At 72.3% G+C, this 22,498-nt stretch carries 19 protein-coding genes; 4 read left to right on the plus strand and 15 right to left on the minus strand.

The annotated features are described in order from the left end of the window. The first annotated feature begins 16 nt into the window (after window positions 1-16). The gene (locus ACZ6CV_RS15655; RefSeq protein ID WP_469251308.1) at window positions 17-1,315 is read left to right on the plus strand and encodes an MFS transporter; all 1,299 of its coding nucleotides are present in this window, start codon (window positions 17-19) and stop codon (window positions 1,313-1,315) included. Window positions 1,316-1,366: 51 nt separating this feature from the next. On the opposite strand, the gene ACZ6CV_RS15660 is transcribed toward ACZ6CV_RS15655, so the two are convergent. The 9 genes from ACZ6CV_RS15660 to ACZ6CV_RS15700 all read right to left on the minus strand — a co-directional run bounded on the left by ACZ6CV_RS15660 (window position 1,367) and on the right by ACZ6CV_RS15700 (window position 9,836). Beyond that, complete coding sequence (locus ACZ6CV_RS15660; protein WP_469251309.1) at window positions 1,367-2,596, minus strand: ABC transporter permease; 1,230 nt, start codon at window positions 2,594-2,596, stop codon at window positions 1,367-1,369. A gap of 5 nt (window positions 2,597-2,601) precedes the next feature. Beyond that, window positions 2,602-3,306, minus strand: a complete 705-nt coding sequence (locus ACZ6CV_RS15665) for an ABC transporter ATP-binding protein (protein ID WP_469251310.1) — start codon at window positions 3,304-3,306, stop codon at window positions 2,602-2,604. After that, on the minus strand, window positions 3,303-4,574 hold the full coding sequence (locus tag ACZ6CV_RS15670) for a peptidoglycan-binding domain-containing protein (RefSeq protein WP_469251311.1): 1,272 nt from the start codon (window positions 4,572-4,574) through the stop codon (window positions 3,303-3,305). Before ACZ6CV_RS15670 ends, ACZ6CV_RS15665 begins: the two co-directional genes overlap by 4 nt. Beyond that, window positions 4,571-5,494 carry a hypothetical protein gene (locus ACZ6CV_RS15675; protein WP_469251312.1) on the minus strand — a complete coding sequence of 308 codons (924 nt, stop codon included), beginning with the start codon at window positions 5,492-5,494 and terminating at the stop codon, window positions 4,571-4,573. Before ACZ6CV_RS15675 ends, ACZ6CV_RS15670 begins: the two co-directional genes overlap by 4 nt. A gap of 228 nt (window positions 5,495-5,722) precedes the next feature. Then, a complete protein-coding gene (locus ACZ6CV_RS15680; RefSeq protein ID WP_469251313.1) occupies window positions 5,723-6,136 on the minus strand; it encodes a peptidase inhibitor family I36 protein in 414 nt (137 codons plus the stop codon). A gap of 187 nt (window positions 6,137-6,323) precedes the next feature. Next, window positions 6,324-6,815 carry a thioesterase family protein gene (locus tag ACZ6CV_RS15685; protein ID WP_469251486.1) on the minus strand — a complete coding sequence of 164 codons (492 nt, stop codon included), beginning with the start codon at window positions 6,813-6,815 and terminating at the stop codon, window positions 6,324-6,326. A 62-nt stretch (window positions 6,816-6,877) separates the two neighbouring features. Further along, window positions 6,878-7,834: a 3-hydroxyacyl-CoA dehydrogenase NAD-binding domain-containing protein gene (locus ACZ6CV_RS15690; protein ID WP_469251314.1), complete on the minus strand. Its 957-nt coding sequence runs from the start codon at window positions 7,832-7,834 to the stop codon at window positions 6,878-6,880. 150 nt (window positions 7,835-7,984) lie between these two features. Beyond that, window positions 7,985-8,872: a beta-keto acid cleavage family enzyme gene (locus ACZ6CV_RS15695; protein WP_469251315.1), complete on the minus strand. Its 888-nt coding sequence runs from the start codon at window positions 8,870-8,872 to the stop codon at window positions 7,985-7,987. Window positions 8,873-8,951: 79 nt separating this feature from the next. Next, complete coding sequence (locus ACZ6CV_RS15700; protein WP_469251316.1) at window positions 8,952-9,836, minus strand: TetR/AcrR family transcriptional regulator; 885 nt, start codon at window positions 9,834-9,836, stop codon at window positions 8,952-8,954. Between the two features lie 183 nt (window positions 9,837-10,019). Here ACZ6CV_RS15700 and ACZ6CV_RS15705 point away from each other — a divergent pair, with 183 nt between their 5' ends. Together ACZ6CV_RS15705 and ACZ6CV_RS15710 are read left to right on the plus strand one after the other, a co-directional pair. Continuing rightward, entirely contained in the window at window positions 10,020-10,973 is a 954-nt protein-coding gene (locus ACZ6CV_RS15705) for an ADP-ribosylglycohydrolase family protein (RefSeq protein WP_469251317.1), read from the plus strand. A gap of 72 nt (window positions 10,974-11,045) precedes the next feature. Further along, a complete protein-coding gene (locus ACZ6CV_RS15710) occupies window positions 11,046-12,917 on the plus strand; it encodes a potassium channel family protein (RefSeq protein WP_469251487.1) in 1,872 nt (623 codons plus the stop codon). Between the two features lie 43 nt (window positions 12,918-12,960). Here the strand turns inward: ACZ6CV_RS15710 and ACZ6CV_RS15715 are convergent, their stop codons facing one another. The 4 genes from ACZ6CV_RS15715 to ACZ6CV_RS15730 form a co-directional block, all read right to left on the minus strand. Next, a complete protein-coding gene (locus ACZ6CV_RS15715) occupies window positions 12,961-13,812 on the minus strand; it encodes a metallophosphoesterase family protein (protein ID WP_469251488.1) in 852 nt (283 codons plus the stop codon). Window positions 13,813-13,841: 29 nt separating this feature from the next. Beyond that, the gene (gene qcrB, locus ACZ6CV_RS15720) at window positions 13,842-15,497 is read right to left on the minus strand and encodes a cytochrome bc1 complex cytochrome b subunit (RefSeq protein WP_469251318.1); all 1,656 of its coding nucleotides are present in this window, start codon (window positions 15,495-15,497) and stop codon (window positions 13,842-13,844) included. Between the two features lie 76 nt (window positions 15,498-15,573). Beyond that, complete coding sequence (locus ACZ6CV_RS15725; RefSeq protein ID WP_469251319.1) at window positions 15,574-17,478, minus strand: helix-turn-helix domain-containing protein; 1,905 nt, start codon at window positions 17,476-17,478, stop codon at window positions 15,574-15,576. Window positions 17,479-17,576: 98 nt separating this feature from the next. Further along, on the minus strand, window positions 17,577-18,965 hold the full coding sequence (locus ACZ6CV_RS15730) for an MFS transporter (RefSeq protein ID WP_469251320.1): 1,389 nt from the start codon (window positions 18,963-18,965) through the stop codon (window positions 17,577-17,579). Between the two features lie 262 nt (window positions 18,966-19,227). Between ACZ6CV_RS15730 and ACZ6CV_RS15735 the strand changes: the two genes are divergently transcribed. After that, window positions 19,228-20,868, plus strand: coding sequence for a GMC oxidoreductase (locus ACZ6CV_RS15735; protein WP_469251321.1), 1,641 nt, complete (start codon window positions 19,228-19,230; stop codon window positions 20,866-20,868). 15 nt (window positions 20,869-20,883) lie between these two features. Here ACZ6CV_RS15735 and ACZ6CV_RS15740 read toward each other — a convergent pair whose 3' ends face one another. Together ACZ6CV_RS15740 and ACZ6CV_RS15745 are read right to left on the minus strand one after the other, a co-directional pair. Further along, window positions 20,884-21,375, minus strand: coding sequence for a carboxymuconolactone decarboxylase family protein (locus ACZ6CV_RS15740; RefSeq protein WP_469251322.1), 492 nt, complete (start codon window positions 21,373-21,375; stop codon window positions 20,884-20,886). Between the two features lie 3 nt (window positions 21,376-21,378). Next, window positions 21,379-22,455 (minus strand): NAD(P)H-dependent amine dehydrogenase family protein, encoded by a 1,077-nt coding sequence (locus ACZ6CV_RS15745; RefSeq protein ID WP_469251323.1) that lies wholly within the window; start codon window positions 22,453-22,455, stop codon window positions 21,379-21,381. Between the last annotated feature and the right edge of the window lie 43 nt (window positions 22,456-22,498).

Consider the following 22,498-nt stretch of genomic DNA (forward strand, 5'->3'; position numbering starts at 1 on the left):
GGGGAGGGTCGTGATCATGACACAGCACGACCAGCAGGTGGCCGACACCGTCCGCTCCCCCGTGCGGCGCCCGATCCGGCAGTTGCTCGCCGCGTCGGTCGGCAACGCCGTGGAGTGGTACGACTGGTACGCGTACACCTTCCTCGCCACGTACATCGCCGACCAGGTCTTCCCCAAGGGGTCCGGCAACTCCCTCGTCCCGCTGCTCTCCACCTTCGCCGTGTTCGCGGTGGGCTTCTTCATGCGGCCCGTCGGCGGGCTGCTCATGGGCGCGGTCGCCGACCGGCGGGGCAGGCGCGCCGCGCTGACGGTCACGATCCTGCTCATGGGCGGCAGCAGCCTGCTGGTCGGCCTGACGCCCACCTACGCGTCCGTCGGCGTGCTCGCGCCGGTGGTGCTGGTGCTCGCCCGGCTGCTCCAAGGGCTCTCCGTGGGCGGCGAGTTCGCCGCGTCGACGACGTTCCTCGTGGAGTCGGCGGGCCCCGGCCGGCGCGGGCTCTTCTCCAGCTTCCAGTACGTCTCCACCAGCGCGGGCCAGCTCGCGGCGTCGGGCGTCGCGGCCCTGCTGGTCGCCACGGTCTCCGAGGGGCAGATGGACGGCTGGGGCTGGCGCGTGCCGTTCGTCCTGGGGGCGCTGCTCAGCCTGGTCGGGTTCTGGATCAGGCAGGGCGCGCACGAAACGCGCAAGGTGCCCGTCGAACAGGGCGAGCGGCCGGGCCTGTTCGACGCGCTGCGGCACCACCCGCGCCAGTCGCTGCTGATCGGCGGCATCACGGCGGGCGGCACCCTCGCCTACTACACCTGGACGTCGTACCTGCCGACGTACGCCGAGCTGAACACCGACATCAGCAAGGGGCAGGCGCTCCTCGCGGGCACCCTCTCGCTGGCGTTCTTCGCCGTGCTCCAGCCGGTCGGCGGGCTGCTCTCGGACCGGTACGGGCGCCGCCCGCTCCTGCTCTTCTTCGGCATCGGCTTCGCCGTCCTGAGCGTGCCGCTGCTCAAGTCCCTTTCGGGGTCGTTCGGTTCGCTGCTGTTCGTGCAGTGCGCGGGCATGGTGCTGCTCACGGGCTTCACGTCGATCTCGGCGGCGGTGAACGCGGAGGTGTTCCCGGCGCGGGTGCGGGCCGCCGGGATCGGCTTCCCGTATTCGCTGACCGTCGCGCTCTTCGGCGGCACGGCCCCGTACATGGGCACCCTGTTCAAGCAGATCGGCTCTCCCGGGCTCTTTCCCGTGTACGTGGCCGTGCTGTGCGTCGTGTCCTCGGTGGTGTATCTACGGCTGCCGGAGACGGCACACCGGGAGCTGGACCGTTAGGGCGCGGGTACGCCGCACGGCGTTGGCTTCCTGGATGGCCGGCGGCGGCCGTCACGACGCCAGCGCCGCCACCGGTTCGAGGCGGGCGGCCTTGAGGGCCGGGTAGAAGCCGGCGGCCAGGCCCACGGCGAGACCCAGGATCGGGCCCGCGAGGAGGAGCCACGGCGAAAGGGCCGCCGTCCACCCCTTCGCCAGTGCGATGGAGATGGTCAGGTCCAGGCCGCAGACCGTACCGACCAGGCCGCCGAGCAGCCCCAACAAGCCGCTCTCGAAGAGGAATTGGGACAGGATCGAGCGCCGTGAGGCTCCGACGGCCCTGCGCAGTCCGATCTCGTGGCGTCGTTCGAGAACCGCGACGAGTGTGGTGTTGCCGATGCCGATCGCGCCGATCAGCAACGACACCGCGGCCAGCGTGAGGAACAACCCCCTGGTGTCGTTCTCCACGTGAGCCCTCAACTGTTTGGGATCAGGCGGCACTTGGGAGAGCAAGTCGCCGGGACGCTCCGGCGAAAGAGCGAGCTTCGCCTCGGCGCCCACCTGCTGGGCCGCGCCGGGCCGGGTCCGCACCATGACCTTCGGCGCCTCGAAGGAGATGTCCGTGGCCGCCGCGTGGGCCGTCCACGACGGCAGGATCACGGAGAACGGGGCCTGGGAGTCGAAGTCGGGCGTCTTGACGATGCCGATCAGCAGGTACGGCTTCCCCGCGACGAACAGCAGGGTGCGGCCGTCCACGTCACGTACCCCGGCGTTGCGGGCGGCGACGTCGCCGAGCAGGGCGACCCGGTACCGCCGCCGCTCGGGCACGGCGTCGAAGAGGCGCCCCGACACGGCCCGGAGGCGCAGCGCCTTGAGTGCGCCCGGGTCGGCCGCCATCACCTGGGTGTCGACCCCGGTCGAGCCGGTCCGGCCCGCGGAACGGGAGACGTCGGGCAGCGTGTCCTGCGTGCTGTACACGACCCCTGCCGCCGCGACACCGTTGAGCCGCGCGGTGCGGGCCACGGCGGCGCGGGACACGACCGCCCCGTCGTCGAACCCCTGGACCGACACGCTGGTGGCCTGCAGCGCGTTGAAGCGCGCCGACACCTGCGCGGCGGCGGTGCTGGTGAGGCCGATGGTGGCGACCAGGGTGAGGATGCCGAAGGCCACCCCCGTCAGGGTGAGGGCGCTGCGACCGCGCCGCCCACGGATCGCTCCCCACGCCTCGGCCGCGATGTCCCCCCACCTGCCCCCGTACCGCCTGCTTTCCCGGCCGTCACGCGACCGCGACCGCACTGATCCCATCGCCCTCACGTCTCCTCCGCCCACGTCTCCTCCGCCGCGTCGAGCCTGCCGTCCCTGACGCGCAGCACCCGGTCCGCCCGGTCGGCGACCGTCAGATCGTGCGTGACCACGACCACGGCGAGTCCGTCGGCCGCCAGCTGCGCGAGATGGCCCATGACCATGCCGGTGGACTCGGTGTCGAGGTTGCCCGTGGGCTCGTCGCACAACAGCAGCGACGGACGGTGCACCGTGGCACGCGCGATGGCGACTCTCTGCTTCTCTCCGCCGGACAGCGTGTGCGGCAGCGCGTCCACCCTGTGCCCCATGCCGACCCGGGCCAGGGCCTGCTCGGCGGTGCGCCGCCGGTCATGGCGAGGCGCACGGTTGTAGACCAGGGGCAGCACCACGTTGACACCGGCGGGTTTGTGCGCGACCAGGTGGAAGGCCTGGAAGACGAACCCGATCCGCTGGGCCCGCAGCCGGGTGCGCTCCTTCTCGCGCAGGCCCGCGGTGTCGACCCCGTCGAGGAGGTAGGTGCCGGCACTCGGCCGGTCGAGCAGCCCAAGGATGTTGAGCAGGGTCGATTTGCCCGAGCCGGACGGGCCGATGACCGCCACCAGTTCCCCGGCCCGGACGCCGAAGCTCACCTGGTCGAGGGCGTGGACCGGGCCCGACACCGCCTCGTACGTCCGTCCGACGGCGCGCGTGTCGATCACCGCGGGCGCGATCATGACGGACCGTCCCGGCGTGACAGGTCGGACACGACAACCTTGTCGCCTTCGTGCAGCACTCCGCGGGGATCCCGTACGGAGACCTCGCCCTCGGCCTCGAAGACGGGTACGACCTGGACTTCGTGCTCGGCGCCGGAGCGTACGACCTTGACGATCGTCTTGCCGCCGGGGCGGGACCACAGCGCCGACGAGGGGACGACGGGACCTCGTCCGGGCGCCTTGCCCACTTCGACGCGGACCCGGTAACTCCCCTGCTGTGACGGTTCCTTGGGTGTACGCACGACAATCCGCGGCCCGGTGGCTCCTCCGTCGCCCTCGTCCTCCGTACGGTCCTTGTCCTCGCCCGCCTCGGAGGGGCTCTCTCTCGGGACCGGCGACGGCGCTCCCTGCGCCGAGGGCGCGGAGGCGCGGCCCGACCCGGCCGGGAACGGATCCACGCGTCCCCGTCCCGTCGACCCGTCGGGTGCGACGACGGAGGCCGCCGCGCCCGACCGGATCTGCCGCAGCGCCCCCTCGGCGGGCACCGGGCAGTGCAGCGCCCGCTCGCCGGCCTCCACGGACAGGTCCGTGGAGCGGGCCGGGCCTCCCACGACCGAGGTGACCGCGCCCATCCGGCCCGGTAGCCGGGGGACGAACAGCAGCTCGTCGCGTGCGGTCGTGGTCCCGCCCTCATCGCCGGCCCGGTGCGGTGCCGGATAGCCTCGCTCCCGGTACAGGTCGGCCAGGGCCCGCTGGGTCGCGGTGTCGAAGACCCGGGTGACGGTACCGGGGCCGAGCAGCCGGAGTCTGGCCAGGGCCCGTTGCAGCTGGGCCACGTCGGGCCCGGTCGCACCCGGTGCCAGATCGCGGTACGCGGGCAACCGGCCCGCCAGGGCGATCACCGGGCGCCCCGAGATCTCCGCGACGACCTTGCCCTCGGCCACCGTGCGCCCCTGGCCGAGTGGCAGGCCGGTGACGACCGGCGCGCCCTGCGTCCCTTCGGCGGACTCCCCCGTGGGAACGGGGACGGGCAGCACCGTGCTCGGCTTCACCGCGCACTCCACCGCCACGGAGCGGACCAGGGTCTCGACCTTCACCGGCACGGTGATCCGGGAGCTGGGCGGTGCCGCCGCGTCCGCCGCGAGCTGCTCGGGCGTGCGGGCCTGCGCCGCGAGAGCCCAGGTCGTCCCGGTGACGGCGAGGACGCCCCCGACCGCGACGTGTACGAGCCAGCGCCTACGGCGCCTCGCGCGCGGGGAGTCCGACCGCGTCGGTCCGGCCGCTTTCATCGGTCCCTCCCCGACAGGATGTGCTGGGCGCGCTCCTGGGCGTCGCGGTTCATCTCGCGTACCGCCGTCACCTCGGCCTCGTACTTGCGCATCCCCGCGGTCAGGTACAGGTCTTCCACCAGCCGGCGCCGTGGGGCGTAGTGCAGGCGCTCCTGGCAGGTGGCGTCCGCCTCGGCGATGGCCGTCTCGAAGGTGAAGGCGTCCTCGGCGCTCCGGCTCTTGTAGGCGTCACCGGCCCGGACCGCCGCCTTCGAGGGCTCGGCGAGCCCCGGGTAGTCACGTTTCATCATGCAGGCGGACCATCGGCCGTTGAGTGCCGTCACGCGCGGGTCGCGGGCGGCACGCTGCTGCATCTGTCCGGCGAAGTTCCCCTGGAACGTGAGGAGTTTCAGGAACTGTTCGAGCGACCCGTACAACTGCCGCCTCGCCTTGGCTATGCAGCCGCCGTCGCGTGTCTGCATCTGACCGACCTCGGGCACGGACACCTTGACCATCGGGGCCGTCCTGTCGCCCGAGAACGCGGTCTGCCATTTCTCGCGCCGGGACGCGGGGAGCGCCCTGAGTGCGTCGTTGTTCGCGTCGCGCGGGGCGTTCGCCGTCGATGCCAGCTGCGCGCGCAGTCCGTATCCGCGCTCCTCGGCCTCCTCGGGCGATATCGCGTAATCCGCGGCCGTCTTCACCGGCGCGGCGTCGTCGGGCGCCTTGATGTAGCGGAATCCCCGAGCCGCCATGCACTGACGAATCAGTTCCTCTTCGGCGGCGCTCCGTACGCCTATTCCGTCCATCAGCCCGGCCGCCGCATCGCGGATTCCGGGGTCCGGCCGCTCCGGGAGTTCCCAGGAAGTCGCCGTCGTCTTCTCCTGCGCGGGACCGCCACAGGCCGCGATCCCGCCCTGCAGCACGATCACCGTGGCCAGCACACCGATGAGGGTGCGCCCGCCGCGCCCGCGGCGTCGGCATCGTCCGCGGCGTCCGCCTTGTCCGCGGCGTCCGGCGTGGCCGCTCCGGGCCACGGGGCCCTCCGGGGTCAGGGGGCTCATGTCCTCACCACCACTCTTCTCGTCGTCACCCGACGGCAGGGCCAGGGCGAGCGCGCGGGCCGGACCGCTTCACGGGCGGCTCCGCGCGCACGCCATGGCCTCATTCGGTCAGCACGTGGTGTTGACACCCTTGTGGCTGGACCCCTTGTCGCCGTTGCCGTAGTGGTGGGCGCGGCCCGAATGCTTGGGCATCCAGATGGTCATGCCGCCCCGGTAGTACGCGTCCTTGTAGATGCACGCGTACTTGAGCGTGTTGAAGTTGTCGTAGGACGACGAGTCCTTGTCGTTGAGCGCGGCGGTGACGTTCCCCGCCGTGCGCCAGTTCTGGATCGCCGTCTCGACCTCGAAGTGCGTGCCCCGGTAGTTCGCGTCCTTGTAGACGCAGAAGTTGTAGGCGTCGCACTGCTGGTCCATGACCGAGTTCGCCTGTGCGGCGCCTGCGCCCACGGACAGGGTCGCGGCGGCCGAAGCCGCCACCACCACACCGACGATCGCTCGCCGTATCCCCCTGACCTTTCGCATTTCTTCTTCCCTCCGCTGGGGTCCATTCGATGCGTGGCCGGCAACCTGCCTTTCTGGAAAGGCACTTCAGGTCGTCGCCAGCCGAACGGAACCCTAGGGCCGGGCGGTGCGCTGTCGCGTCAGTCGAGAGGTGTCACATGAGTGCACCCAGCGCGGTAGCGCATGGCCAAACCCTCGCGGTAGGGGGTCAACCGAGAGTTGATGTCCCCTTCGGCACCTCGGTGATCGCGCGGCCCGCCCACGCGGGGGCCGGTTCCGTGAGGGACGTGAGGCGCTCGCGGATTCCGTCCGGGAACGGGGTCGTGCGGCCCGCGTTCTGGTCGACGTGGAGCGCGAGCAGTTCCGTCGTCGCCACGGGGGACGCGTCCGGTGCCGGCTCGGCGCCCTCGTCCTCGACCACGTACATCTCGTGGGCGAACCGCGCCTTCTTGGCGTCCGCGCCCAACAGGCTGGTGCGGACGGCGAGATGGGCGCCCTCGGAGACGTCGCTCAGGTACCGCACGTGGGCCTCGACCGTGTAGAGGGAGCAGCCGGTGGACTCGCGGTAGCCGGCGTGCAGGCCCGTCTCGATCATCATGGCGTCGGTCGCATAGCCGAAGACGAGGACGTAGAAGGCCTCGCTCATGTGGCCGTTGTAGTCGATCCACTCGGGCCGGACGGTGCGGTGCAGCAGGGGCAGCGGGTCGGTCCGCGTCTCCGTTCGCGTCTCGGTCCCCGTCTCGGTTCGCGTCTCGGTGTCGCTCACTTCTTTCCTCCGTTCAGGCGGCCGGTCGCGCGCAGCACGTCGATCACGCCCTGGTCGCGCTCGGCGACGAGGTCGGCGATGGTGCGGTCGCCCGCCTCCTCGTCGCAGCCCGCGACCACCGCGTCGTACAGCTTCTTGTCGAGTTCGGGGGCCTCCAGGCGCGTCCACGGCGACTTCAGGGACGGGCCGAAGTGGTCGAGCATGTGGGCCATCCCGCCCTCGCCGCCCGCCAGCGCGAAGGTGAGCATCGGGCCCATGAACGCCCACCGCAGGCCGGGGCCCTCGGTGATGGAGTCGTCGATCTCCTGGACGGTGGCCTCGCCGTTGGCGACCATGTGCAACGCCTCGCGCCACAGCGCCTCTTGGAGGCGGTTGGCGATGAAGCCCGGCACCTCGCTCTTCATCGTGATCACGGACTTGCCCGCGACCTCGTAGAAGCGGGAGGCCCAGGCGACGGCGTCGGCGTCGGTCCGCTCGCCGCCGACGACCTCGACGAGCGGTATGAGATACGGCGGGTTGAAGGGGTGGCCGACGACGAGGCGGCCCGGGGTCGCGGCCTCGGTCTGCATGTCGGTCATCGGGTAGCCGGAGGTGGAGGACGCGATGACGACGCCGGCGGGCGTCGCGGCATCCAGCTTCGCCAGCAGATCGCGCTTGAGCTCCAGCTTCTCCGGGGCGCTCTCCTGCACGAACTGGGCGTCGGCGACGGCCTCTTCGAGGGTCGCGGTGACGGTGAGGCGGTCCTGCGAGGCGCCTTCGGCGAGACCGAGCTGGGTGAGCGCGGGCCAGGCGGCCCGGACGAGGCGGCGCAGCCGCTGCTCGGCGTCGGGCGCCGGGTCCCAGGCGCTCACGTCGTAGCCGCGGGCCAGGAAGTAGGCGACCCAGCCGCCACCGATCACCCCGGCACCGACACAGGCGACACGGCGGACTTCTTCGGGAGAGGTGGTGGTCATAGGGGTGAGGGGTTCCTTTCGTCGCTGCGGGTGGGGGGAGTTGGAAAGGGCGGCGCACCGGCGGTGTCCCAGGGGCGCGGGGAACTGCGCGACCAGCCACAGTCCACCCGCACCGAAAACACCTCACACACCGCCCGATCCAGCGAAGCGCTACCGCTTGAGGCCGAGCTTCTGCCGCGCCTCGTCCGGCGTGGCGACCCGCGACCCGAGGTTCTCGGTGATCTGGACGGCACGCTCGACGAGCTGCCCGTTCGTGGCCTTGTTGCCCTTGCCCAGGTAGAGGTTGTCCTCCAGGCCGACGCGGACCTGGCCGCCGAGCAGGATGGACTGCGCGACCCACGGCATCTGCATGCGGCCGAGCGCGAAGCTGGCCCACTGCGCGCCCTCGGGCAGCATGTTGACCATGGACTGCAGGACGCCGGGGTCGGCGGGCGCGCCCCACGGGACGCCCATGCACAGCTGGAAGACGGTGGGGTCGTCGAGCAGTCCCTCGGCGAGCAGCTGCTTGGCGAACCAGAGCTGGCCGGTGTCGAAGATCTCCAACTCGGGCCGCACGCCCAGCTCCTGGATGCGCTTGGCGCCCTGGCGGAGCATGTCCGGGGTGGAGATGTAGAGGTTGCTGCCGTCGCCGAAGTTGAGTGAGCCGCAGTCGAGGGTGCAGATGTCGGGGAGCAGGTCCTCGACGTGCGGGAGCCGGTCGATGCCGCTGACCAGGTCGGTGCCGGGCAGGTGCTTGAGCGGCTCGTCGGGGTCGATGACGAGGTCGCCGCCCATGCCCGCCGTCAGATTGATGACGACGTCGGTGCCGGTCTCCTTGATGCGCTCGACGACCTCGCGGTACAGCCGCGGGTCGCGGGAGGGGTCGCCGGTCTCGGGGTCGCGGACGTGGATGTGCACGACGGCGGCGCCCGCCTCGGCGGCCTCGACCGCGGAGGCGGCTATCTGCTCGGGCGTGACGGGCACGTGCGGGCTCTTGCGCACGGTGTCGCCCGCGCCGGTCAGGGCGCAGGTGATGATGACGTTGTCGTTCACGGGCATGCGGAACTCTCCCTCGGGGGTGGGGTGTTGGGTATGCGGGTGGTACGGGGAGTACGAGGCGTACCTGGCGTACGCGAGGTCAGTGCGCGGTCAGCGTCGCGGCGACGTAGGCCGTGAGGGCCTCGTGCATGTCGTCCGGGCTCGTACCGGGGCCTTCGGGCGTCGAGGCGAGCACCTGGGTGGCGAGGCCGTCGATCAGCGCGGTCAGACGCAGGGCCGCCGCTCCTGGGTCGGTGGGGCGGAAGACGCCCTCGGCGACGCCGCGCCGGATGACGTCGGCGACGGTGCCGCGCCACTGCAGGTAGTAGTCGGCGTGCAGCCGGCCCACGGCGGTGGAGCGGGCGGCCTCCGCCCACAGGTCGAGCCAGACGCTCCACTGCCAGCGCTGCCGCGGGGTGCGGGGGATCTGCAGCTCGATGAGCTGCCGCAGTTCGTCGGCGGTGTCGGCGGCGTCCGCGACCCGCGCGGCCCGGCGCGCGGTGTCCTCGTCCATGCACCAGCGCACGGCGGCCTCCAGGAGGTCGTCGCGGCCGGGGAAGTGGTAGTGGATGGCGGCGGTACTGGTGTCGCAGGCCGCGGCGATGTCCTGGACCCGGACGGCGTGGAAGCCGCGCTCCGCGATGAGGCGGACGGTCTCGCGGACGATCTGCAGGGGCCGGCCGCCCTCGGGGGACGGCCCGCCGCCGCGCGTCCGCCGGGCCGCCGCGGCGGCAGGCCCTGCGGCTCCGGCAGGCCCCGCGGCGCCCGTGGGCCCCGTGCCGAGGAGCCAGCCCGCGTCGACGTTCCCCATCGCCGCGACCCGGGCCAGCTCCGCCGCGGTGAACCGGCGCGTGCCGCCCAGGGAGCGGGACAGCTTGGACGGGTCCATGACGATCCGGCGGGCGAACTCCCGCTGGGTCACCCCGGCGTCGGCGATGACCTTGCGCACCCGCTCGGACACGTCGTCCCGCTGCTCTGACTGCATGGTGAGCCACCGTACCCATGCGTTGCGATGAGCACAACATGGCGTCACGAGAATCCCGCACACTCCGTACGCTCACTGGATCAGCGGCGGAATTGCGATACTAACTGATGCATCAGTCACACCAGACGTCAGCCGCACCCGGGCCGACGCCGCACGGGTACCCCGCACGGATACCCTGCTCGAATGCATCGTCGTCAACGCGCCGCGGGCGCGCTCGTCGGATCGGCCGTGGGGGACGCCCTGGGCGCCCCCTTCGAGTTCGGGGCGGAGGGCGCGTTCTCCGCGCGCTTCCCGGCCGGCACGGCGGACGACGAGATGTGCGGGGGCGGCGGCTGGGATCCCGGTGAGGCCACGGACGACACACAGATGGCGCTGCACGTCGCCGACTCCCTCCTGGAGCGCGGCGGCCTCGACCTGCCCGACATCTTCGCCCGCTTCCAGCGGTGGGCCGCCGACGAGCCCAAGGACATCGGTCTGCAGACCGAGGACGTCCTTACCAACGGCATGCCGTGGGACCGCGCCGCGCAAGCCCACTTCCAGGTCAACCTCCGCGCCGCGGGCAACGGTTCGCTGATGCGCGCCACCACCGCCGCCCTCCACTTCGCGTCCGCCGGGCAGACCGCCACCCTGGACGCCGCCCGCCGCATCGCCGCCCTCACCCACGGCGACCGAGCCGCCTGGGAAGGCACCGCCCTCTTCCACGAGTTGCTGCGCCTGACCCTGGCCGGCGCCGATCCGCTGGCCGCGCTCCCCGGCGCCCTGGCCCTCGTCCACCCGGACCACCGGGAGCGGTACGCGGTGGTGCTCTCCCCCGGCTGGCACCCGGATGACGCCACCGAGTTCAACGGCGCGGTCTGGCCGTGCCTCGGCTCTGCGGTGTGGGCGCTGCGCACGACGGGGTCCTTCGAGGACGCGTTGCGGGCCGCCGTCGACCTGGGCGGCGACACCGACACCGTGGCCGCGGTCACCGGTGCCCTGGCCGGCGCCCGGTACGGGCTCGACGCCGTTCCCGCCCGCTGGACCGCGCCCCTCCACGTGCCGCTGCCCGGCGCCGCGGAGGCCGGCCGCGTGGTCAGGCTCGACGGCCTCGTGGAACTCGCCGGGCGGCTCGACTGCGGGAACCAGCGCCTGACTTGAGGCACTCTTCTGTCTGTGTCGCACGCATCTTCGTTCCCCCCGCAGCGTCCGCCGCTGACCGCCCCCGGCCACATGGTCGTGTGCGGCGGCGACAACGCCCTGGCCCATCGGCTCGCCGCCGAACTCCGCGGTGTCTACGGCGAACAGGTCGTCCTCGTCGTACCGCCCGCGGGACGCGACGAGCGCCGGCCGACCGGCCGGGCCATGACCACGGCGCTTCTCGGGCGCATCACGGCCGTCGTCTCGCGCACGACGGGGAACGGGAACGGCGAGGGCGGCGGCGTCCCGGGGCCGCCGCGGATCCTGGAGGCCGTCGACTTCACCGACGACGTGCTCACCGAGGCGGGCATCCCGCAGGCCACCGCGCTCGCCCTCATGCACGACGAGGACGAGACCAACATCCGCACCGCGCTGGCCGCCCGCCGGCTCAACCCCCGCCTGCGCCTGGTGATCCGGCTCTACAACCGCAAGCTGGGCCAGCACCTGGAGGAGCTGCTCGACCAGGCCGCGGCCGTGGCCGGCCTCGCCACCACCGACGCCAGCGTCACCGTCCTGTCCGACGCCGACACCGCGGCGCCGGCCCTCGCGGCCACCGCGGTCGCCGGGACCAGCAAGGTCGTGCACGCCTACGGGCTGCTGCTGCGCGCCGTGGAGCGCACGCCCCCGGCGCCGGGCCAGGTGGCGCCGCGCGGCCTCGCCACCCTCGCGCTGCTCTCGGCGACCGCCAACGACCCGGCGGGCGCGGAGGGTTCGGACGACGCGGGGGCCGATGCGGGGCCGCGGCTGCTGCCGGACGACGACGCCGTGGCGGCCGCCCCGGGGCGCGGCGCGCTGGTCCTGGAGACGGTCTCCTATTCGGGGGCCGCCGCGGGGTCCACGCCGCCGCCCGGGTTCCTCGCGGGTCTGCGCGTGCCGCTGCGCCAGCTGTTCTCGCGCCGGCTGCGCTGGTCGGTGGCCGGATTCGCAGCGGCCGTCCTTGGCATGGCCATCGCGTCGATCGTCACCACCGACGACACCCCGCTGCACGCCACGTATCTGACGCTCCTCGACCTCTTCTCCCTCAACGACCCGGCCACGGACGGCCCGACGAGCCGCCAGATCCTCCAGCTCCTCGCCGGCCTGGTCGGCCTGCTGCTCCTGCCGATCCTCTTCGCCGCCGTCCTGGAGGCCCTCGGCACCTTCCGCACCGCCTCCTCGCTGCGCCGCCCGCCCCGCGGCCTCTCCGGCCACGTCGTCCTGCTCGGCCTCGGCAAGATCGGCACCCGGGTCCTCGCCCGGCTGCGCGAGCTGGACATCCCCGTGGTCTGCGTGGAGGCCGACCCCGAGGCGCGCGGCATCTCCCTGGCGCGCCGGCTGCGGGTGCCCACCGTGATCGGCGACGTGACGGAGGAGGGCGTCCTGGAGGCGGCCAAGGTGCACCGCGCCCACGCGCTGCTCGCCCTGACCAGCGCGGACACCATAAATCTGGAGGCGGCCCTGTACGGGCGTTCGGTCAAGCCCGACCTGCGGGTGGCGCTGCGGCTGTACGACGACGAGTTCGCGACCGCCGTCTACCGCACCCTGCGCGCCGCGCACCCGGGCGCGCTGACCCGCAGCCGCAGCGTGTCCGCCCTGGCCGCCCCCGCGTTCGCCGGGGCGATGATGGGCCGGCAGATCCTGGGCGCGCTGCCGGTGGAGCGTTCCGTGCTGCTCTTCGCCGCCCTCGACGTCTCGCTCCAGCCGCAGCTGACGGGCCGCAGGATCGCCGACGTGTTCCGGCCCGGGGCGTGGCGGGTCGTCGCGCTGGAGCGCGGCTCGGGCGAGGGCCCCGGCCTGCCGCCCGGCCTGGAGTGGGAGCTCGACCCGGACTACACGCTGCGGCCCGAGGACCGGGTGGTCCTGGCCGCGACCCGCCAGGGCCTGGCCGAACTCCTCGCCCGCAGACCGCTCCCCGCCCGCCCCTGAGGGGCCCCGCCGTCGGTCCCCGCCGTCAGGCGCCCGACACCCGTCAGCCCTCGTCCGGCACGGGCAGCACCTGCCGCAGGTGCGGGTCGGGGTGGAAGTCCCTGCGCCACTCGCGCGGATAGCCGACGGACGCCTCGATGTGCGGCACCCCGTCGTGCACGGTGGTCCGCGGGATGTGCAGATGGCCGTAGACGACGGCCGCCGCCCCGTACCGCACGTGCCAGTCGGCGCTCCGCTCGGTGCCGCACCAGAGCGCGAACTCGGGGTAGCGCAGGATGCTGGTGGGCTCGCGCAGCAGCGGCCAGTGGTTGACCAGGACGGTGGGCATGCCCGCGGGCCGCTCGGCCAGCCGCTCCTCGGTGTGCTTGACGCGGGCGCGGGACCAGTCGTCGCGGGTCGCGTACGGGTCGGGGTGCAGGAAGTACTCGTCCGTGCAGACGACGCCCGCCTCGTGGGCGGCCTCCAGCGCCGCCTCCTTCGTGTGCGTCCCCGCGGGGCGGAACGTGTAGTCGTACAGCAGGAACAACGGTGCGACGACGACGGGCCCGCCCGCGCCGCGCCACACGGGGTAGGGGTCCTCCGGCGTCGAGATCCCCAACTCCCGGCAGATTTCGACGAGATGCCGGTAGCGGTGCTCGCCGCGGAGCTGGACCGGGTCGTCCTTGGGCGTCCACAGTTCGTGGTTGCCCGGCGACCAGACCACCTTGGCGAAGCGCCCGGCGAGCGTGCGCAGCGTCCACTCGATGTCGGCCATGCGCTCGGCGACGTCGCCGGCGACGATCAGCCAGTCCTCGTCGGTGCCGGGCCGGATGGCCTCGACGTACTTCCTGTTCTCCGCATAGGCCACGTGCAGGTCGCTGGTCGCGAGCAGCTTCGGAGTCTTCTCGGATGCCATCACGCTGCGAGGCTAACCGAGCCGCCCGCTCAGTGGTGTTCGCCCTCTCCCCGCCGGATCGCCAGGTACTCCTCCGGGGTCGCCTTCGGCACCTGCGCCTTGGGGCCGTACATGGCGCGGGCGAGGCGGGCCCGGACCCGGTCGGAGGTGCGCACCTTGCGGCGCACGCCGCCCGCGTCGACCAGGGGGCCGATCTCGTAGGGGCGGGGCTGTTCGTGGGCGGTCAGCCGGTAGAGCTCGGACTGCGGCAGCGGTTCGTGGATCTCCACGTACTCGCCGTGCGGCAGCCGTTTGATGGTGCCCGTCTCCCGGCCGTGCAGCACCTTCTCCTGGTCCTTGCGCTGCAGCCCGAGGCACATCCGGTGGGTGACGAAGAAGGCGACGACGGGCGCGACGAAGAAGCCGATCCGCACCATCCAGGTGATGGTGTTGATCGAGAGGTGGAAGTGGGTCGCCCACAGGTCGTTGCCGCCGCCGACCATCAGTACGCCGAACACCGCGAGCCAGGCGACGCCGAGCCCGGTGCGCACCGGCGCGTTGCGCGGCCGGTCCGCGATGTGGTGCTCCCGCCGGTCCCCCTTGACCCAGGACTCGATGAACGGATAGACGCCGATGGCCGCCAGGATGATCGGGAAGAGCGTGAAGGGGATGAAGACGCCCAGTTGGAGCGTGTGCCCCCAGGCGTTGATCTCCCAGCTGGGCATCACCCGTATCAGCCCCTCGGAGAAGCCGAGGTACCAGTCGGGCTGGGCGCCGGTGGAGACCAGGTCGGGGCGGTAGGGGCCGATCGCCCAGACCGGGTTGATCGAGGCGACCGCGCCCATCACGGCGAGCACCCCGAAGACGAGGAAGAAGAAGCCGCCCGCCTTGGCGATGTAGACGGGCAGGAGCGGCGCGCCGACCACGTTCTTCTCGGTCTTGCCGGGCCCGGCGAACTGGGTGTGCTTGTGGTAGAAGACCAGGATCAGATGGGCCACCACGAGCGCCAGCATGATCCCGGGAAGCAGCAGGATGTGGATCGGGTAGAGCCGCGGGATGATGTCCTCGCCCGGGAACTCGCCGCCGAACAGGAAGAAGGACAGATACGTGCCCACGACCGGGGTGGCGAGGATGGCGCCCTGGGCGAAGCGGATGCCGGTGCCGGACAGCATGTCGTCGGGCAGCGAGTAGCCGGTCAGGCCGGTGATGATGCCGAGGAACAACAGGGTCCAGCCGAACAGCCAGTTGAGCTCGCGCGGCTTGCGGAACGCCCCGGTGAAGAAGACCCGCATCATGTGCACGAGCATCCCGGCGACGAAGACGAGCGCGGCCCAGTGGTGGATCTGCCGGATCAGCAGTCCGCCGCGGACCTCCATGCTGATGTGCACCGTGGACTCGTACGCCCGGGAGACCAGGAGGCCCTTGAGCGGCGTGTACGGCCCGTCGTAGGCGACCTCGGACATGCTGGGGTCGAAGAACAGGGTGAGATAGGTGCCGGTCAGGATCAGGATGATGAAGCTGTAGAGGCAGATCTCCCCGAACATGAACGACCAGTGGTCGGGGAAGATCTTCCGCATCTGGCTCTTGGCCAGGGAGTTGATACCGAGCCGGCCGTCCGCCCAGTCGGCTATCCGCTCCCCCTTGCCGGGCCGTGCGCGTCGTGCGGGTGGTGCGTCCGGTCCGGTGCGCTCGATGCTTCCGCTCATGCGACTCCCTTTCAGGCGGTTCCAGGGTAGGTCGCATGGGTGACGGATCCAACAGGGCCGCATGTGACAACTTCACTCAGCCGGGCGGCGCCAACCGGTGGATTCTCAGGGCGAGTTGGATCTCCAGGGTGCGGGCCGGCGTGTTCCAGTCGTCGCCGAGCAGCCGCGCCACCCGCTCGAGCCGCTGCACCACGGTGTTCACATGGACGTGCAGCGCGGTCTTGGCTTTGGTGAGGCTGCGGTCCTGGCCGAAGTAGGCCTCCAGGGTGCGCAGCAGTTCCGTGCCGCGTTCCGCGTCGTAGTCGAGGAGGGGGCCGAGGGTGGCCTTGACGTAACCGCCCAGGTCGGCCTGTTCGCCGATGAGGAGCCCGACGAAGCCGAGGTCCGCGAGGGCGGCGCCGTGCCCGGTGTGGCCGAGCGCCCGCAGCGCGGACAGGCAGCGCAGCGCCTCGGCGTGCGCGGCGGGAAGACCGGCGGGGCCGGTGGCCGGGCCCGCGGCGCCGACGGTGACGGGGGCGCCCACGGCCTGACCGAGCGTGGCGGCGAGGGTCCGGGCGGCTTCGCCCGGGGTCGCGGCGGGGGTCACGAGGACCACGTCGTCGTGGTGCAGTCCGGCCAGGCCGCTGTGGATACGGGCGGCGCGGTGCGCCGCGGCGAGCAGCCGGGGCCGGGGCACGCTCTCGCCGTGCGCGACGAACACGGCGTGCGGCCGGTCCAGGCGGACGCCGAGGCGGCGGGCGCGGCCCGCGAGGCCTGCCGGGTCGCCGGAGGGTGCGAGCAGGTCGCCGAGGAGTTCGCCGCGGACCCGGTCCTCGGTCTCGGCGACGGAGCGGCGCAGCAGCAGCAGGAGCGCGGTGACGACGCCCGCCCGCTCGAACAACCGCCGGTCGGCGTCGGCGAGTTCGGGCCGCCCGGTCAGGGCGATGCTGCCGAGGAGTTCCGGCCCGGCGAGCACCGCGCAGACCCAGGTGCCGTCCTGCGGCACGGCGCGGCCGCTGGCGCGCGAGGCGGCGACGGCGGGGGCCGGCGGTGGCAGCGGGCCTGCGGCGGTACGGGCGAGCTCGACGCCGTCCGCGTCGTGGATGAGGACCCCGCCGTCGAGGAGGGCGGCGATCCCGTCGGCCACGTCGCCCGCGCCGCCGCCGCGCAGCACGAGGTCGGTGAGCTGGTCGTGGGCCTGCTCGGCGCGGCGCATCGCCCGGCTGTGCGCGCGGATGGTCTCGGTGGCGGCGTTGAGGTCGACGAGCGCGGCGCGGGTCTCCTCCAGGAGGCGGGCGCCGTCGATGGCGATGGCGGCGTGGTCGGCGAGGGAGGAGAGCAGCACGATCTCCTCGGTCGCGAAGGTGCGGGCGGCGCGGTCGGCCGCGTACAGCACGCCGATGACGCGCGAACCGAGCCGCAGCGGTACGCCGAGGATCGCCCGCAGTCCCTCCTGCAGGACGGCGCTGTCGATGGCGTCGGTGTGGTGGAAGCGGGGATCCTGCTGGTAGTCGCCGGTGACGTAGGGGCGGGCGGTCTGCGCGACGAGGCCGCCGAGCCCCTCGCCCATGCCGAGCCGCAGCTGCTGGAAGGCGGCGGCCACACTGCCGTCGGTCACCCGCATATAGGTGTCGCCGGCCGCCTCGTCGTTGAGGGAGAGGTACGTGACGTCGGTGCCGAGGAGCAGTTTGGCGCGGCGCACGATGGCGCGCAGCACGGCGTCCGCGTCGCGCAGCGCGGCCAGGTCGCTCGCGGTGTCGAACAGGGCGGTGAGTTCGGCCTCGCGGCGGCGGTGCGTGCCGAGGGTGCGGTGGACGCGCAGGGCGACGTCGGTGGCCTCGTCGAGGGCGGCGAGGTCGGCGGGGGCGGCGCCGGCCTCGCGGGCCCGGGCGGCGGGCCGCGCGAACTCCTCGGCGGGCGCGCCCCGGTCGAGCAGGTCGAGCAGGCCGCGCAGGGCCGCCCGGGTGTCGGCGGGGCCCGCGCCCTGGGTGGTGGGGGGCATGGTGCGATGGTCTCCCGGCGGGGTGGGTGCGGTCGATGGGCTGTCCGGGATCGGTCGCCCGACCCCTCGGGTCGCGGGCCGCCCGGTCGTCCCCGCGGTCAGCCGCCGAGCCGCACCGGGCCGGCCGTGCCGGGTTCCGCCGTGTGCGGTGCGGGCGCGCCCGTCGCGTCCGCCGTCAGGTCCCGGCCCCGCGTCTCGCGCGCGAAGTGCACGGTCACGGCGGTGACGAGGGCGGCGAGCGACATGTAGAGGGCGACGGGCAGCGCGGAGTCGTAGTCCTTCAGCAGCTCCACCGCGATGATCGGGGCGAGCGCCCCACCGATGATGGAGGCCAGCTGGGAGCCCATCGAGGCGCCCGAGTAGCGGACCCTGGTGTCGAACAGCTCGGAGATGAACGCCGCCTGCGGCCCGTACATCGCGCCGTGGAAGAGGAGTCCGACGGTGACCGCGAGCGCGATGACCGGGAAGGACCGGGAGTCGACCAGCGCGAAGAAGGCGAACGCCCAGCCGGCCATGCCGAGCGCGCCGATCAGCGTGACCGGCCTGCGCCCTATGCGGTCGGAGAGCGCGCCCCACAGCGGGATGGTGACGAAGTGGAACGCGGAGCCGATGAGCACCGCGTTGAGCGCGTCGCTCTTGGGCAGCTCCAGGTGGACGGTGACGTAGACGAGGACGAAGGCCGTGAGGATGTAGTACGAGATGTTCTCGCCGAAGCGGGTGCCGATGGCGGTGAGGACCTCGCGACGGCTCTTGCGGAACACCTCGATCACGGGCGGTTTCACCTCGGCCCCCGCGGCGGCGGCCGCCCGCGCCTTCTGCTGCGCCTGGAGGAAGACCGGCGACTCGGTGACGGAGATGCGGATCCACAGGCCGATCATCACGAGCACCCCGGAGAGCAGGAACGGCACGCGCCACCCCCAGGCGAGGAAGGCCTCGTCGGACTGGACGGCGGCGAGCAGCGCGAGCACGCCGGTGGCCAGCAGGTTGCCGCCGGGCGCACCGGCCTGCGGCCAGGACGCCCAGAAGCCGCGGCTCTTGTCGCCGCCGTGCTCGGAGACGAGGAGCACCGCGCCGCCCCACTCGCCGCCGAGGGCGAACCCCTGCACCAGGCGGAGCACGGTGAGCAGGATCGGGGCGCCGACGCCGACGCTCGCGTGGGTCGGCAGCAGGCCCATCGCGAAGGTGGCCCCGCCCATCATCAGCAGACTGACGACGAGGAGCTTCTTGCGGCCCATCCGGTCGCCGTAGTGCCCGAAGACGACTCCGCCGAGGGGGCGTGCCGCGAACCCCACCGCGTAGGTGAGGAAGGACAGCAGGGTGCCGACCAGGGGGTCGCTGGACGGGAAGAAGAGGCTGTTGAAGACCAGCGCGGCCGCCGAGCCGTAGAGAAAGAAGTCGTACCACTCGACGGTGGTGCCGACGAGGCTCGCCGCCACGATGCGGACGATGCCGGCGCGGGTGGGCGGAGCGGTTCCTTGCGAGGCCATGTGCACCACTTCCAGGTGTTCTGCGGGGACGCCTGCCTACCGGCTCAAGGTAGGAAACCGCAGTTCAGTGGCGTATATGGCGAAGCCCCATGGTTCGGCGCCCGGCCGTGTGCACGACCGACATGTCCGCCGGGGGGCCGGGTCGCGCGGCGCGGGATCCGGTCGGGTCGTTCGGACAGAAATTACTCACAGGTATGGCGTGACTTCGCACACGGCCCGCAGTAGAACTCGTTTCGATTACGCCAAACGTGAGGAAGATCACATGAGTGCATCTGCCCTGCGTGACACCGCAACTGATGGGGTGTCACGTCGAAGATTCATCGCAGGAACAAGTTCTATTCTCGGCGCGGTCGCGCTGGCCGGTCAGGCGGGCCCGGCCCGCGCGAGAACCGCTGCGGCCGCACCGGTCGCCGACGGGGCCGACGTCCCGGCCCTGGTGATCGGCACCGGGTACGGCGGCTCCGTCGCGGCGCTGCGGCTCGCCGAGGCGGGCGTCGACGTCCACATGATCGAGATGGGCATGGCCTGGGACACCCCGGGGTCAGACGGCAAGATCTTCGCCAACACCACCACCCCGGACCTGCGTTCGTTCTGGCTGCGCACCAGGACCAAGCAGCCCATCAGCAACTTCCTGGGCTTCCCGATCGACAAGGACGTCCCCAAGCACACCGGCATCCTGGACGCCGAGGAGTTCGGCGGCATCATCGTCTACCAGGGCCGCGGCGTCGGCGGCGGCTCCCTGGTCAACGGCGGCATGGCGGTCACCCCGCAGCGCGAGAACTTCGCCGCCGTCCTGCCCACGGTCGACGCCAACGAGATGTACGGCACGTACTACCCGCGCGCCAACGCGGGTCTCGGCGTCAACGCCATCGACCCCAACTGGTTCGAGACGGCCGAGTGCTACCAGTACGCCCGCGTCGGCCGCAAGCACGCCCAGCGCTCCGGCTTCCGGTTCACCTTCGTGCCCGACGTGTACGACTGGGACTACATGAAGAAGGAGCAGGCGGGCACCGTCCCCAAGTCGGCGCTCGCGGGCGAGATCCTGTACGGCAACAACTACGGCAAGAAGTCCCTGCAGCAGACCTACCTCGCCCGCGTCAGGGCGACCGGCCGGGTCACCATCACGCCGCTGCACCGGGTCACCTCGGTCACTCCGGCGGCCGGCGGCGGTTACACCGTCACCATGGAGCAGCTCAACACCAGCGGTGACGCCACGGCCACCAAGTCCGTCACCGCGGGGCGGGTCTTCTTCGCCGCGGGCAGCGTCGGCACCAGCAAGCTCCTGGTCAAGCTGAAGGCCACCGGCGCCCTGCCCCGCCTCAACGGCGAGGTGGGCAAGGGCTGGGGCGACAACGGCAACGTCATGTGCGGCCGCGCCAACCACCTGTGGGACCCGACGGGCAAGCTCCAGTCGTCCATCCCCACGGCCGGCATCGACAACTGGGCCGCGGGCGGCGCCTTCGCCGAGGTCGCGCCGCTGCCCACCGGCATCGAGACGTACGCCTCGTTCTACCTGTCGATCACCAAGAACCCGCACCGCGCCGAGTTCACCTGGAACGCCGCGGCGAACCGGGCCGAGCTGAACTGGCAGACGGCCTGGAAACAGCCCGGGATCGACGCCGCCAAGACCATCTTCGACAAGATCAACGCGAAGGAAGGGACGATCTACCGCACCGACCTCTTCGGCACGTACAAGATCTGGGGCGACCACCTCACCTACCACCCGCTCGGCGGCGCGGTCCTCGGCAAGGCGACCGACAACTACGGGCGCCTGCAGGGTTATCCGGGGCTCTACGTCATCGACGGCGCCCTGATCCCCGGCAACACCAGCGTCAATCCGTTCGTCACCATCACGGCGCTCGCCGAACGGAACATCGAGAAGATCATCGCGACGGATCTGTAGCGTCGCCGCCGGGCATCAGGGCTTGGGCAGCACGCACACCGTGTCGAGCCCCAGTACGTGGTTGAGCCGCCCGAAGGCCAGCCACGATCCGATGCTCATGCTCAGCTCCACGATCTCGGCCTGGCTGTAGTGCGCGGTCATCCGCGCCCAGAACGCGTCGTCGAGGTTGTGGTGGTCCAGGGCGTACCGCTCCGCGTACTCCGCGGCCAGTCTCGTCCGGTCGTCGAAGACATCGGTGGTACGCCACTGGGTGACCGCGTCGGGGAAGGTCTCCTCGACCTTCTCCCCGTCCCGCTCGGTGCGCCAGTCCAGGCAGAACACACAGCCGTTGATCTGCGCGATGCGCAGCCGGGCCGCCTCGAACTCGCGCAGCCCCAGGGTGGTGTGGGCGTACACCGCGAGCGAGAAGTTCGACGCGGCCTCCCCGATGCCGGGCACCATGTCGCCCCACACGTACGGGATGGGCTCCTGGCCCTCGGGGATGTCGATGCGCAGGGCGTCACTCATGAGTCACTTCCTTCCCAGTCGGCCCGCCGCCGGGCGCAGCGGGACGTCGAGCGCGTCGTACAGGCCGGGTTCGGCGTCCACCAGCCAGTCCACGGCGTTCACCAGGCGGCCCACCGCGGTGGCGTTGCCTCCCGCGGAGCGGTTCTCGTCCTCGTCGGTCGCCTCGACGCTGACCACGATGCGCGGGCGCCCCTCGACGATCACGCGGTGGGCGCCGTCGCCGCCGTCGGGCGGGTAGGGCCAGTGCGGCGCGCAGGAGGGGTGGATGCGGGTGATGTGTTCGATCACGATGCGGGGTTCGCCGCCGACGATGCCCTGTACCTCGAAGCGCACCGCCCCCTGGGTGCCCGCCGCGAACTCGCCCATGGTGCGGGTGCGCACCGCGGCGTGCAGCGGATGGCGCTCCAACGTCTCGCGGATGTCGTCGAGTTCGACGTCCAGCGCCCGCGCCAGCAGCCGTATCTGCCCGCCCCACACCATGGTGGGGATCGAGGGCGCGAGCATGAGCGGCTCGTACTCCATGGGGTGCCCCATGCCGATCAGGTCGCGGACGGAGTCCTCCTGGTCGTACGTGGAGTAGTCGAAGATCTCCTGGCAGCGGATCGCGTCGACACGCGAGCCGAGTCCGCTGATCAGCAGCGGCAGCACGTCGTTGCCCCAGCCGGGGTCCACGCCGGAGACGAACAGCGAGCCGCCACCCTCCGCGACGGCCTCGAGCACCGGGTCCCGGAACTCCGGCGGTGCGCCGCGCTGGTCGTAGAGCGGGTAGAGCGCGGGCGTGACGACGACGGCGCCGGACCGCACCGCCCGCACCACGTCGGCGAGCGCCTCGTCGGGGCGCAGGTCGCCGGAGGCCGCGTACACCACGGCGCCCGGCCGGGCGGCGAGGACGGTCTCGACGTCGCCGGTCGCCCGCACCCCCAACTCCGCGCCCAGACCGGCCAGTTCACCGGCATCGCGGCCGACCTTGGCCGGGTCGTGCACGAGGACGGCCGCGAGCGTCAGACCGGGATGGGCCTCGACGGCGCGCACGGCCGCACGGCCGACGTTGCCGGTGCCCCAGACCACCGTGGGAATCATGCGCGGAGGGTAGCGAGGGGCGTCGACGGTTGACAGAGGCACG

The organism is Streptomyces sp. NPDC041713 (assembly GCF_055591085.1).

What these genes read in the sequence shown, in the direction of transcription:
- ACZ6CV_RS15735 (WP_469251321.1), top strand. Translation starts at nt 19,228, where the DNA reads ATGAGTGCATCTGCCCTGCGTGACACCGCAACTGATGGGGTGTCACGT.
- ACZ6CV_RS15745 (WP_469251323.1), bottom strand. Translation starts at nt 22,455, where the DNA reads ATGATTCCCACGGTGGTCTGGGGCACCGGCAACGTCGGCCGTGCGGCC.
- ACZ6CV_RS15725 (WP_469251319.1), bottom strand. Translation starts at nt 17,478, where the DNA reads ATGCCCCCCACCACCCAGGGCGCGGGCCCCGCCGACACCCGGGCGGCC.
- ACZ6CV_RS15695 (WP_469251315.1), bottom strand. Translation starts at nt 8,872, where the DNA reads ATGCCCGTGAACGACAACGTCATCATCACCTGCGCCCTGACCGGCGCG.
- ACZ6CV_RS15665 (WP_469251310.1), bottom strand. Translation starts at nt 3,306, where the DNA reads ATGATCGCGCCCGCGGTGATCGACACGCGCGCCGTCGGACGGACGTAC.
- ACZ6CV_RS15700 (WP_469251316.1), bottom strand. Translation starts at nt 9,836, where the DNA reads ATGCAGTCAGAGCAGCGGGACGACGTGTCCGAGCGGGTGCGCAAGGTC.
- ACZ6CV_RS15710 (WP_469251487.1), top strand. Translation starts at nt 11,046, where the DNA reads ATGGTCGTGTGCGGCGGCGACAACGCCCTGGCCCATCGGCTCGCCGCC.
- ACZ6CV_RS15655 (WP_469251308.1), top strand. Translation starts at nt 17, where the DNA reads ATGACACAGCACGACCAGCAGGTGGCCGACACCGTCCGCTCCCCCGTG.
- ACZ6CV_RS15670 (WP_469251311.1), bottom strand. Translation starts at nt 4,574, where the DNA reads ATGAAAGCGGCCGGACCGACGCGGTCGGACTCCCCGCGCGCGAGGCGC.
- ACZ6CV_RS15705 (WP_469251317.1), top strand. Translation starts at nt 10,020, where the DNA reads ATGCATCGTCGTCAACGCGCCGCGGGCGCGCTCGTCGGATCGGCCGTG.
- qcrB (WP_469251318.1), bottom strand. Translation starts at nt 15,497, where the DNA reads ATGAGCGGAAGCATCGAGCGCACCGGACCGGACGCACCACCCGCACGA.
- ACZ6CV_RS15660 (WP_469251309.1), bottom strand. Translation starts at nt 2,596, where the DNA reads ATGGGATCAGTGCGGTCGCGGTCGCGTGACGGCCGGGAAAGCAGGCGG.
- ACZ6CV_RS15740 (WP_469251322.1), bottom strand. Translation starts at nt 21,375, where the DNA reads ATGAGTGACGCCCTGCGCATCGACATCCCCGAGGGCCAGGAGCCCATC.
- ACZ6CV_RS15680 (WP_469251313.1), bottom strand. Translation starts at nt 6,136, where the DNA reads ATGCGAAAGGTCAGGGGGATACGGCGAGCGATCGTCGGTGTGGTGGTG.
- ACZ6CV_RS15730 (WP_469251320.1), bottom strand. Translation starts at nt 18,965, where the DNA reads ATGGCCTCGCAAGGAACCGCTCCGCCCACCCGCGCCGGCATCGTCCGC.
- ACZ6CV_RS15715 (WP_469251488.1), bottom strand. Translation starts at nt 13,812, where the DNA reads ATGGCATCCGAGAAGACTCCGAAGCTGCTCGCGACCAGCGACCTGCAC.
- ACZ6CV_RS15690 (WP_469251314.1), bottom strand. Translation starts at nt 7,834, where the DNA reads ATGACCACCACCTCTCCCGAAGAAGTCCGCCGTGTCGCCTGTGTCGGT.